At 59.8% G+C, this 10,793-nt stretch carries 11 protein-coding genes and 1 pseudogene; 11 read left to right on the top strand and 1 reads right to left on the bottom strand.

Annotation, left to right across the window (positions count from 1 at the left end; all coding sequences use genetic code 11):
- The 5 genes and pseudogenes from ACE3OH_RS13570 to purF form a co-directional block, all read left to right on the top strand.
- Positions 1 to 156 (top strand): annotated as a pseudogene (locus ACE3OH_RS13570) (acetyl-CoA carboxylase carboxyl transferase subunit beta); the annotation flags it as partial.
- 133 nt (positions 157 to 289) lie between these two features.
- A complete protein-coding gene (gene folC / locus ACE3OH_RS13565) occupies positions 290 to 1,552 on the top strand; it encodes a bifunctional tetrahydrofolate synthase/dihydrofolate synthase (protein WP_374353670.1) in 1,263 nt (420 codons plus the stop codon).
- A 9-nt stretch (positions 1,553 to 1,561) separates the two neighbouring features.
- Positions 1,562 to 2,374 (top strand): SPOR domain-containing protein, encoded by an 813-nt coding sequence (locus tag ACE3OH_RS13560; protein ID WP_374353667.1) that lies wholly within the window; start codon positions 1,562 to 1,564, stop codon positions 2,372 to 2,374.
- Positions 2,371 to 2,862, top strand: a complete 492-nt coding sequence (locus ACE3OH_RS13555; RefSeq protein ID WP_374353661.1) for a CvpA family protein — start codon at positions 2,371 to 2,373, stop codon at positions 2,860 to 2,862. The genes ACE3OH_RS13560 and ACE3OH_RS13555 overlap by 4 nt, the downstream gene beginning before the upstream one ends.
- Positions 2,863 to 2,940: 78 nt before the next feature.
- The gene (gene purF, locus ACE3OH_RS13550; protein ID WP_374353658.1) at positions 2,941 to 4,479 is read left to right on the top strand and encodes an amidophosphoribosyltransferase; all 1,539 of its coding nucleotides are present in this window, start codon (positions 2,941 to 2,943) and stop codon (positions 4,477 to 4,479) included.
- Between the two features lie 21 nt (positions 4,480 to 4,500).
- Here purF and ACE3OH_RS13545 read toward each other — a convergent pair whose 3' ends face one another.
- Positions 4,501 to 5,796: an NAD(P)/FAD-dependent oxidoreductase gene (locus tag ACE3OH_RS13545; protein WP_374353654.1), complete on the bottom strand. Its 1,296-nt coding sequence runs from the start codon at positions 5,794 to 5,796 to the stop codon at positions 4,501 to 4,503.
- Positions 5,797 to 5,983: 187 nt separating this feature from the next.
- On the opposite strand from ACE3OH_RS13545, the gene ACE3OH_RS13540 reads away from it, so the two are divergent.
- From ACE3OH_RS13540 to ACE3OH_RS13515, 6 genes are all read left to right on the top strand, one after another.
- Positions 5,984 to 6,442, top strand: a complete 459-nt coding sequence (locus tag ACE3OH_RS13540; protein WP_374353651.1) for a VOC family protein — start codon at positions 5,984 to 5,986, stop codon at positions 6,440 to 6,442.
- A 340-nt stretch (positions 6,443 to 6,782) separates the two neighbouring features.
- Entirely contained in the window at positions 6,783 to 7,808 is a 1,026-nt protein-coding gene (locus ACE3OH_RS13535) for a glycosyltransferase (RefSeq protein WP_374353648.1), read from the top strand.
- A complete protein-coding gene (locus ACE3OH_RS13530; protein ID WP_374353645.1) occupies positions 7,798 to 8,937 on the top strand; it encodes an FAD-dependent oxidoreductase in 1,140 nt (379 codons plus the stop codon). Before ACE3OH_RS13535 ends, ACE3OH_RS13530 begins: the two co-directional genes overlap by 11 nt.
- Positions 8,922 to 9,701: an NAD-dependent epimerase/dehydratase family protein gene (locus ACE3OH_RS13525; RefSeq protein WP_374353642.1), complete on the top strand. Its 780-nt coding sequence runs from the start codon at positions 8,922 to 8,924 to the stop codon at positions 9,699 to 9,701. Before ACE3OH_RS13530 ends, ACE3OH_RS13525 begins: the two co-directional genes overlap by 16 nt.
- Positions 9,698 to 10,516: a sugar phosphate isomerase/epimerase family protein gene (locus tag ACE3OH_RS13520; RefSeq protein ID WP_374353639.1), complete on the top strand. Its 819-nt coding sequence runs from the start codon at positions 9,698 to 9,700 to the stop codon at positions 10,514 to 10,516. Before ACE3OH_RS13525 ends, ACE3OH_RS13520 begins: the two co-directional genes overlap by 4 nt.
- Positions 10,513 to 10,793 (top strand): hypothetical protein (locus tag ACE3OH_RS13515; RefSeq protein WP_374353636.1); only part of this gene is annotated, 281 nt, incomplete at its 3' end. The genes ACE3OH_RS13520 and ACE3OH_RS13515, both read left to right, overlap by 4 nt.

Genomic DNA, 10,793 nt, shown 5'->3' with positions numbered 1-10,793 from the left:
GAGCAGACCGTGCGCGAAACCTTGCCGGAAGGCTTTCAGCGCGCCGAATTCCTGCTGGAAAAAGGCGCCATCGACATGATTGTCGATCGACGCGAAATGCGGCAAAAGCTGCATGCCCTGATCGGTCTGCTGATGAAGCAGACGCTGGCAGCCTGAGGCGCCATTGCCGCATTGGCTTCACTCATGCGTCGCAGACCGACTGGGGGCCTAGCCCTGGCGGTAAGGTTTGCGACGCAAACCGGTTTTTCGGGCGCCGCAAGCGCCCGTCTCGTTTTTATGGAATGGCACGATGCAATTTGATGCAAGCGAGCTGCCGGCCTGGCTGGCACATCTGGAACAGCTGCACCCCAGCGTGATCGATATGGGTCTGGAACGCGTCGCCAAGGTGCGCGATGCGATGCAGTTGCAACCCCAATTTCCGGTGGTGATTGTCGGTGGCACCAATGGCAAGGGCTCGACCTGCGCCATGCTGTCCGCCGCCTATCGTGCCGCCGGCTTCAAGGTGGGTACTTACACCAGCCCGCATCTGAACCGCTACAACGAGCGGGTGGCGATCGATCTGCTACCGGCCAGCGATGCCGATATCGTGGCGGCGCTGCGCGCGGTGGAAGCAGCACGCGGCGAGGTGACGCTGAGCTATTTTGAATTCGGCACCCTCGCTGCCATGCGCCAATTCATCGACGCCAAGGTGGATGTGGCGGTGCTGGAGGTGGGTCTGGGCGGCCGCCTTGATGCGGTCAACGCCTTCGAGCCCGATGTGGCGGCCGTGGTCAGCGTCGATCTCGATCACCAGGCCTATCTGGGGGATACGCGCGAGGCGATCGGTTTCGAAAAGGCCGGCATTTTCCGCGCCGGGCGGCCGGCGTTCTGTGCCGACCCGAATCCGCCAGCCAGCCTGGTGGCGCATGCAGGAGCGATTGGCGCCGACTTGCAGCTGATCGGCCGCGACTTCAGCTTTGTCAATGAAACAACGCAGTGGCGCTGGCGCGGCCGGCATGGGCAAAAGCCCGGTTTGCCATTTCCGGCGCTGCGAGGCGCCTACCAGCTTGGCAATGCCAGCCTGGTAGTGGCAATCATCGATGCGCTGCACGCGCGCCTACCGGTGGGCATTGGCGATCTCAAGCGCGGCCTGTTGGAGGTGGAGCTGGCGGGCCGCTACCAGGTACTGCCGGGTCGGCCATCCATCGTGCTGGATGTCGCCCATAACCCGCATGCAGCAACGGCCTTGGCGCATAACCTCGATAATCAGGGCTACTTTGCCGCAACCCATGCGGTGTTCGGCTGCATGGCCGACAAGAATATCGACGGGGTGATTCAGTGCCTCAAATCCAAGATCGACATCTGGCATGTGGCGACCCTTGCCACGCCGCGTGCGGCGACCGGTGAAGCGCTGGCCGAACGAATCGCGGCAGCTGGCGGCAGGGTAGTGGTTTACCCGGATATTGCATCGGCATATCAAGCGGCGCGGTCAGCGGCGGGGGAAAATGATAGAATCGCCGCCTTTGGATCGTTCTACACGGTGGCTGATGTGCTTGCGCTCAAGCCCCGCTGACCCTCTCCCATGGCCGACGCCCCTATCAGCGAAGAACTGACAGCCCTGAAAAAACGTGCGCGCCGGCGTCTGATCGGCGCCGTTGCGCTTATGCTGGTGGCGCTGATCGTGCTGTGGACGGTAATGGACAACCATCCGCCCCCCAGCCTTGCCAATCAGTCGGTGGCCATTGTCAGTTCCGATCCGGCCCTGACTACGACAGTCAAACCCGATGGCAAGGCGCCCAGCCTGCCGATTACGGCGGCGCCGGCCAAGCCGGTTGATCCTTTGCTTGCGCCCAGCCCGGTCGCGCCGCCGCCGGTCAAACCAAGCAAGCCAGACACAGCCAGCCAGCCTGCAGCGGCACACGAGACGCAAGCCGTGGCTGTGCCGCCCACTGCCAAACCTGCCGAAGCCAAAGCGCCGGAGCCAAAAGTGACGGTGTCCAAACCGGTGGAAGCGCATGCGGCGCCCGAGCCGGCAGTGGAAAAACCGGCCAAGCCCGAGCCGGCTAAAAAGCCGGAAGTGGCCAGAAAAAACCCGGCCAAGATACTGGCCGGGGTGGAAGACGAAGCGTCCTATGCCGCAAAGCCGACACCGGCTCACGAAGCCAGCAGTCATTTCTACCTGCAGATCGGTGCATTTGCCGATGCCGGCAAGGCGCAGTCCTTGCAGGAAAAAGCGCAGGCGGCAGGGGTGTCGGTGCAGGCCGAGCCGGTAAAAACCGATAAGGGCTCGCTGACCCGCTTGCGTGCTGGCCCCTATGCCAGTCGCGATGCGGCCGAGAAAGCCCACTCCAAGCTGCAATCTGGCGGCGTGAACAGCACTATCGTTGGAAAATGACCGTATTTGACTACGCGACCCTGGTGATACTTGGCCTGTCGGTCTTGCTGGCCGTGTTGCGCGGCGGTGTGTCCGAATTGCTGTCGCTGGCGGCCTGGGTGGCGGGATTCTGGCTGGCACAGCGCTATGCAGCGCACGCCGGCGCCTTGATGCCGGCGGGCATCCCGACCGTGGAGCTGCGCCTGATTGCCGGCTTTGTCAGCATCTTGCTGGGCGTGTGGTTTCTGTCGGCCATCATCCGGGTGACGCTGGCGCAGTTTATCCGCGCCACCGGTCTCGGGCCGCTCGATCGTCTGCTGGGTGCACTGTTCGGCATGGCGCGCGGCCTGGTGATCGTGCTGGCCCTGGTGATTGTCGGTGGCCTCACCGGCCTGCCCAAGCAGCCATTGTGGCGAAATGCCATGTTCAGCCCGCCGCTGGAAGCGGCTGCGGTCAGCATCAAGCCCTGGTTGCCGGAGGCTCTGGCAGGCAAATTGCATTTTGAATAAGGTGCCGCCGAGCCGCAGCTGGCTCGGCGGTCGATTGCCGACTTGGCTCGGCCTGGTTTCTACAGTAAGGACAGCATCATGTGCGGCATACTCGGCGTAGTGGCGACAACGCCCGTCAACCAACTGCTCTATGACGGCCTTTTGGTCTTGCAGCACCGTGGTCAGGATGCCGCCGGCATCGTGACGGCGGAGGCCAATGGCACCATGCATATGCACAAGGGGGCAGGCCTTGTGGCCGATGTGTTCCGTACCCGCAATATGCGCTCCCTGATGGGCAATATGGGTATCGGCCATGTGCGCTACCCGACTGCCGGCTCGGCATCGAGCCTGGCCGAAGCGCAGCCTTTCTATGTGAACAGCCCGTTTGGCATCGTGCTGGTGCACAACGGCAACCTCACCAATTACAAGGAATTGAAAGAGGCGATGTACCGCAATGACCTGCGGCATATCAATACCAATTCCGACTCGGAAGTGCTGCTCAATGTATTTGCCTATGAGCTGCAAAAACGCGCCATCGGCTTTGCTCTGAAGCCCGAGACGATCTTCGACGCCATCGCTGCCGTGTACCGGCGCGTGCGCGGTGCCTATTCGGTGGTGGCGATCATTGCCGGTTATGGTCTGGTGGCATTCCGCGATCCACAGGGCATTCGCCCGCTGGTGATCGGTGAGCATGATTCGGCGCAAGGCAAGGAATTGCTGGTGGCCTCCGAGTCGGTTGCCCTCGATACCCTGGGCTTCAAGCTGATCCGCGATATCGCGCCGGGCGAAGCGGTATTCATCACCATGGACGGCCAGATGCATAGCCGCCAATGCGCCGATAAACCGAGTCTCGTGCCCTGCATTTTCGAGCATGTGTATTTTGCCCGGCCCGATTCGGTGATGGATGGCATCTCGGTGTACCAGGCGCGCCTGAATATGGGTGACAACCTGGCCGAGAAGATCCGCCGCGAATTGCCGGAAATGGATATCGATGTGGTGATCCCGATTCCCGATACCAGCCGCGCCAGCGCCCTGCAGCTGGCCAATCACCTCGGTTTGCCCTATCGAGAGGGTTTTCAGAAGAACCGCTATATCGGCCGCACCTTCATCATGCCCGGGCAAGCCACCCGCAAGAAGTCGGTGCGCCAAAAGCTCAATGCCATCGCGGTGGAATTCAAGGGACGCAATGTACTGCTGGTGGACGACTCCATCGTGCGTGGTACCACCTCGAAGGAAATCGTCATGATGGCGCGCGAAGCCGGCGCCAATAAGGTGTATTTCGCTTCTGCAGCGCCACCGGTGCGTTTCCCGCATGTGTATGGCATCGATATGCCGACCCGCAAGGAATTGATCGCCACCGGCCGCAACGATGCGCAGATCGCTGCTGAAATTTCGGCCGATGCCGTGTTCTATCAGGATCTGGATGCACTGGTGGCTGCGGTCAGCGATGCCAGCGATGGGCGCATCACCGCATTCGAGACTTCCTGCTTCTCGGGCGAGTACATCACCGGCGATGTCGACGATGCTTATCTCGACGAAATGGAAAACCGCCGCGTCAGCCCGCTCTCCAAGGATGGCGACAGCGGCAGTCGGGTGCTCGACCTGAATATCGGGGTTGCCGAGCAGAACCTGATCTAAGCCGCTGCTGCCGGACTGCCGCTACAGGTAGTCCAGCATCCGGTACCAGGCCATGCCCAGCACCAGGCTGGGCATGCGCAACAGCCGCCCGCCCGGAAAAGGGCGGTGGTTGATCTTGCCAAATAGCTCGAAACGCTCACTCTCGCCGGCAATGGCCTCGGCAATCAGCTTGCCGGCCAGGCCCGTCACCGCGACGCCATGGCCTGAAAATCCCTGGGCGAAATAAATATTCGGCGCAAGCCGGCCCCAGTGCGGCGCGCGGTTCATGGTGATATCGACAAAACCGCCCCAGCCGTGGTCGATCTTCACATCGTCCAGCTGTGGAAACACCCGCAACATATCGGCGCGCATTGCTTGCTTCAGATTCGGTGGCGGCAGGCCGGAATAGCTGACCTTGCCGCCGAACAGCAGGCGGTGGTCGGCGGTCAGCCGGTAGTAGTCGAGCACGAACTGGTTGTCGGCAACGGCAAAATTGCTGTCTATCAGGCTGCGCGCCCGCTCGACCCCCAGCGGCTCGGTGGTGATGCAATAGGTGCCGACCGGCATGATGCGGCTTTCCAGCTGGGGCGCCAGTTTGCCGACGAATACATTGGCCGCCAGCACCAGCTGCTTGCAACGCACACTGCCCGCTGCCGTGTGGGCTGCTGGCTTGCTACCTTGGTCGATTCGATCGACCGGGCTGTTCTCGAAGATGCGCACGCCAGCGGATTGGGCCGCTTGCGCCAAGCCAAGCGCATATTTCAGTGGATGGATATGGCCGCCCTGGCTGTCGTACAAGCCGCCAGCATAGCGCGGACTGGCGAGATGCTGACGCAGGGTTGCCTGATCCCATAGCTGATAATGGTGATAGCCATAGCGCGATTCGGCTTCTTCCTTCCAGCTTGCCAGCTCGTCGAATTTTTTCGCTTTGACCGCCGCGACAACATGACCGCGCTGCCAGTCGCAATCAATGACATGACGGCGTACCCGCTCGTCGATGATGTCGATCGCCTCCAGCGACATATCCCAAGCGGCCTTGGCGGCGTCGTCGCCGAGCGCTTGACGCAAGGTGTCGATATCGCAGGCATAGCCGTTGATTACCTGGCCGCCATTGCGGCCTGATGCGGCATGCCCCAGTTTCGAGCCTTCCAGCAGCACCACGCTCATGCCGCGCTCAGCCAGATTCAGCGCAGTGCTGATACCGGCCAGCCCGCCGCCGATAACGCAGACATCGGCCTCGGTGTTCCCCTTGAGCGCCGGCCAGTCCGGAATCGACGCCGTGCTGGCGACATAGTAAGAGTCGATATGGGCTTGCTGGATGTGGCTGAACAGTGCCATGCGCTGCTCCTGGCTAAGGGTTGCCAGACGCTAGCACTGGTGAATATATTGGACAATACGATGCGGTAATTGAACATGGCTGCTGAGGGATTTGCACTACACTGGCCAAGCATGCGCCGCTGCTGGCTGTGCTGCCGGTAGCCGGCATTCATTGAATCTGTCTGCGATTCCAGGCAAGGAGCGAGCGATGTCTGTCAAACCGATACCGGATGGTTATCACAGCGTGACGCCGTATCTGACTGTCGATCGCGCTCGTGAGGCTTTGGCGTTCTACCAGCGCGCGTTTTCTGCCATCGTGTTGATGCAGATGCAAGACGCAGATGGCGCCATTCGCCATGCTGAAATCAAGATTGGCGACTCCATCATCATGTTGTCGGATGAAGCGCCCGAGCTTGGTGCACTCAGCCCGAGAACACTGGGCGGGCGCAGCAGCGCCTTGCTGCTGTATGTGGCCGATGTCGATGGCTTTGTCGCCACTGCCGTAGCAGCGGGTGCCATTTTGCGCCGCGCGGTGGCCGACCAGTTCTATGGCGATCGCACCGCCAGCATCGAAGACCCGTTCGGCCAGCATTGGCATGTCGCAACCCATATTGAAGATGTGTCGCCCGAAGAAATGCAGCGGCGCATGCAGGCACTGGGTGGCTAGCTGGCCCATCGGCATGGCACAGCCCGGTGTATGGGCTTGTTTTGCCCGTGCTGGCACCCTGCCGGCCATATGCCGCAATCTCGCCAAATGGCTGCTTGCCCGCTCTTCGTTCAGAGCAGCGATTGCGCATCCCGGAGTGTACCGGCACGTGCCGGAATTCGACGCCAGTGTGATTAATTTCACAGCGCGATGAATCTCACTCCATTACAGTGCGTACTTGCCGTGAGCGCATATTGCGGCAATTTCATTTTGTCATTTACATCCTGTTGAATGTCGTCCGATCGCGGCTGCCCTTGCGGGTAGGCCCCGCGGCTGATTTGTGTCATTGCGGAATATATCCATGCCTGCTGTACCCGTATTCCTTTCGTTGGTGTATGTCGTCAGAAATCGTGCCGACCAGATCGAAGCCTTGTTACAGGGCGCGGTCGGTGCGATTGCCGCATCGGTCAGCGACTATGAGCTGATCGTGATCGACAATGCTTCAGAAGACCATACCGTCAGTATTCTCAAAACGATGACCGGCGCATCTGGCCTTGCCAATCTGCAGGTGTATGCGCTGACTACTCAAGTCGATATCGATACCGCCTATGCCGTTGGCCTGGAGCATGCCTTGGGCGATGTCGTGGCCATTATCGACCCGCTGGCCGACGATATTGCGGCGCTGCCGGCTATGCTGGCGAAAATGGCCGCCGGCGCCGATGTGGTGTTTGGAGTAAATCGGCGTAGTCCGCCAATTGGCGTGATTTACCGGGCCGCACATATTCTTTTCAATTTGCTCTACAAAATGGCCAATGGCATTCGGCTTCCGAGAGAGATGCCGCAATACCGGCTGCTAAGCCGGCGCGTGGTCAACTATATCCTGCAGCACCCGCAGCCGGCGGTCAGCTATCGGCATCTACCAGCGACCGCTGGCTTTGCCCGCGATCAGGTTGAGTACGACTACCAGCCACCCACTCGACGCGATCGCAGTTTCGGTGAGAGTGCCGAGCGCGGCTTGCGTTTGCTGGTGTCCACCACCAGCGCGCCGATGCGCCTGGTCACCGGCCTGTCCATGTTTGGCGCAGCAGCGAATCTGCTGTATTCGGTATATGTGTTGGCGGTGGCTGCATTGAAAACCCAGGTGGCGCCGGGTTGGGTGAGCCTGTCTTTGCAGCAGTCTGGCATGTTTTTTCTGATTTCATTGGTATTGCTGGTGTTGAGCGAATATATCCTGCATACCGCCAATCTGGCTGGTGGTCGCCCGCAATACCATATCGCCCAGGAATTCACCAGTATCCGTATGACACGGCGCGAGCGCCTGAATATTGAGGAAGCCGAATCCGCTGCTACGACGCGTTTCAGCGAGGCTAGCCGCCATGGCATTTGATGCGGTGATCATCGGTGGCGGGTTTTATGGCTCGGTGATCGCGATTTATCTGGCGAAGCAACGTGGATTTCGCCGGGTTTTATTGGTGGAGCGAGAGCGCGCGCTGCTGCAGCGTGCCTCGTATCACAATCAGGCGCGAGTGCATAATGGCTACCATTATCCGCGTAGTTTTACCACCGCCTATCGCAGCCGGGTCAATCTGCCCAAATTCGTGCAGGATTGGCCATTGGCGATACGCCAGGACTTTACCAAGCTATATGCCATTGCCAGGCTGAATTCCAAGGTGACTTCACGCCAGTTCGAGCGCTTTTGCGTCGACATTGGTGCATCTTTCCAGCCGGCGAATGATCTTTATCGCCTGTTCAATCCAAAGCTGGTCGAAAATGTATACCGGGTAGAGGAATATGCTTTTGACAGCACGGTGCTGGCAGGCTGGGCCGAGCGGGAATTGCAGACTTCCGGCGTACAGCTGGCTTTGCAAACGCGTGCATTGCACATCCGTCGCACCGACCGAGGCGGCTTGCAGCTTGTTGTTCAAACTGAAGGTGAAGCGGCGATGGCGGTCGATTGCCATCATGTGTTCAATTGCAGCTATAGCGGCATGAACCAGCTAGGCGGCGACTACCCCGGCACCAAACATCAGCTCAAGCAGGAAATCACCGAGATGGCCCTGGTAGCCATGCCGCCGCAGCTGGACGGCCTCGGCATTACCGTCATGGATGGGCCGTTCTTTTCGGCCATGCCTTTTCCGGCCCGTGGCCTGCATAGCCTCTCCCATGTACGTTACACCCCGCATATAAGTTGGGATGATAGTGCCGTGCTTGATCCCTATGAAAAATTGGCGACTTATGAAAAAGCCAGCCGGTTCGATCGGATGATACGCGATGTGGCCCGCTATATGCCGGCCATGGCTGGTGCCCGATATTGCGATTCACTGTTCGAGGTAAAGACCATTCTCGGCAAAAGCGAGAACGACGATGGTAGGCCGATTCTGTTCGAGCGACATGCCCAGCTGCCGGGCTGTTATTCCATACTCGGTGGAAAAATCGACAATATTTACGATGTCATCGAAAAGCTCGATGCAGAGGCGTTGCATACGCCACAAGGAGTTCCATGCAGGATGCACTGATTGGTTTTAGTGGTTTTGTCGGCAGCACGCTACGCAAACAGCGTCATTTCGATGCACTGTTTCGTTCCGACAATATTGCCGATATTGCCGGACGCGAATTCGATCTGCTGGTTTGCGCGGCGGCGCCAGCGCAAAAATGGCTGGCCAATCGTGAGCCAGCTGCTGATTGGGCCAATATCGAGCGCTTGATCGGCCATTTGCGCACGGTGCGTTGTCGCCAATTCGTGCTGATCAGTACCGTGGACGTATTCGGACAAGCACTTGCCGTGGATGAGCATACGCCAGTCGTGGAAACGGGCCTGCATCCCTATGGTTTGCACCGGCGCCGGCTGGAGCAATTTGTCGAAAATGCGTTTGACAATGCCTTGATCATTCGCTTGCCTGGCCTAGTTGGACCGGGATTGCGCAAAAATATTATTTTCGACTTCCTCAATAACAATAATCTGCACAGCATTGAAAGCCGCTCGGTATTCCAGTTTTACCCGATGGTGAATTTGTCGGCGGACATCGAGACCGCCTTGGCGGCAAAGCTGCGCTTGCTGCATCTTGCCGCTGAACCAGTCAGCGTTGCCGATATCGCTCGCCAGTGTTTTGGCCGCCAGTTCGAGCAGACGCTCGCTGCAGAGCCAGCGCGCTACGATATGCGAAGCCGTCATGCCGGCATCTTTGCGGCCTCCGGGCCCTATATCTACAGCCGGCGCGAAACCATGCTGGCAATTCGCGCCTATGTCCAGTCGGAACCTTTGACGGAGCTGGCGGCATGAGACTGTCGATTTCCAATATCGCCTGGGATGTGGCGGACGATGCGGCAGTTGCCAGCATGTTGGCTAGCCATGGCATCGACGCCATCGATGTGGCGCCAAGCAAGTACTTCCCCGATCCGGCACAGGCTAGCGCGGCGCAGATCACCAGTGTGCGCAACCATTGGGCAGAGCAGGGCATTGCCATCGTCGGCATGCAATCGTTGTTGTTCGGCACATCGGGGCTGAACCTGTTTGGTCCACCCGAGGTGCAACACGCCATGCTGGCGCATCTGGCTGCGGTATGCCGGGTTGCCGCTGGGCTAGGCGCTACTCGCCTGGTATTCGGCTCGCCAAAAAATCGTGACCGCGGCGCGCTCAGCGCCGCCGAGGCGGTCGACGTGGCACAGCCTTTCTTCCGCGAATTGGGTGATATCGCACACAGCCATGGCGTGGTGCTATGTATCGAGGCCAATCCGCAGCGCTATGGGGCCAATTTCATCACCGGCACCGAGGAAGCGGCGCAACTAGTGGGGCTGATCGATCATCCCGGCATCCGCATGCAGCTCGATATCGGCACGATTGCAGTCAATGGCGAATGCATCGACAGCCTGCTGGCGCGCCATGCCGATCTGGTCGGTCATGTGCACCTGAGCGAGCCGGACTTGCTGCCATTTGGCGATGGCGCGCTCGACCATGTCCAGATCGGCGCAGCCTTGCGTCACTATCTGCCGAATCACGTGCTGACCGTCGAAATGCTGGCAGGCAAGGGCGAAACGGCCTTGCAATCCGTTGAACGGGCGCTGCAATGCGCTACTCGCCACTACCGCCCCGTATGAAGTGGCTGATCCTGTTACTGGGCATTCTCAGCAACGCCTCGGCCAGCGTGCTGGTCAAGCTGGCGATGATGCCGCCGCGGCGCTTTCCTTCATTGGCAGAGCCACTCGAGGCGCTGCGCAACTGGCCGTTCTGGCTCGGCCTGGGCCTGTATGGCGCCGCCTTCCTGCTTTATGCGGCGGCCTTGGCGCGTCTGCCCTTGCAAATTGCGCATCCCTTGCTTACCTGCGGCGCGGTTGCCATGGTGGCGCTGTTTTCCGTGCTGATATTCCACGAACC

The sequence above is a fragment of the Chitinimonas sp. genome (genome assembly GCF_041904975.1).
In the GTDB taxonomy this organism is placed as follows: Bacteria; Pseudomonadota; Gammaproteobacteria; order Burkholderiales; family Chitinimonadaceae; genus Chitinimonas.
The sequence above is the reverse complement of the archived record's forward strand: the minus strand, read 5'-3'. Positions and strand labels throughout refer to the sequence as shown.

What these genes read in the sequence shown, in the direction of transcription:
- folC (WP_374353670.1), top strand. Translation starts at nt 290, where the DNA reads ATGCAATTTGATGCAAGCGAGCTGCCGGCCTGGCTGGCACATCTGGAA.
- ACE3OH_RS13560 (WP_374353667.1), top strand. Translation starts at nt 1,562, where the DNA reads ATGGCCGACGCCCCTATCAGCGAAGAACTGACAGCCCTGAAAAAACGT.
- ACE3OH_RS13555 (WP_374353661.1), top strand. Translation starts at nt 2,371, where the DNA reads ATGACCGTATTTGACTACGCGACCCTGGTGATACTTGGCCTGTCGGTC.
- purF (WP_374353658.1), top strand. Translation starts at nt 2,941, where the DNA reads ATGTGCGGCATACTCGGCGTAGTGGCGACAACGCCCGTCAACCAACTG.
- ACE3OH_RS13545 (WP_374353654.1), bottom strand. Translation starts at nt 5,796, where the DNA reads ATGGCACTGTTCAGCCACATCCAGCAAGCCCATATCGACTCTTACTAT.
- ACE3OH_RS13540 (WP_374353651.1), top strand. Translation starts at nt 5,984, where the DNA reads ATGTCTGTCAAACCGATACCGGATGGTTATCACAGCGTGACGCCGTAT.
- ACE3OH_RS13535 (WP_374353648.1), top strand. Translation starts at nt 6,783, where the DNA reads ATGCCTGCTGTACCCGTATTCCTTTCGTTGGTGTATGTCGTCAGAAAT.
- ACE3OH_RS13530 (WP_374353645.1), top strand. Translation starts at nt 7,798, where the DNA reads ATGGCATTTGATGCGGTGATCATCGGTGGCGGGTTTTATGGCTCGGTG.
- ACE3OH_RS13525 (WP_374353642.1), top strand. Translation starts at nt 8,922, where the DNA reads ATGCAGGATGCACTGATTGGTTTTAGTGGTTTTGTCGGCAGCACGCTA.
- ACE3OH_RS13520 (WP_374353639.1), top strand. Translation starts at nt 9,698, where the DNA reads ATGAGACTGTCGATTTCCAATATCGCCTGGGATGTGGCGGACGATGCG.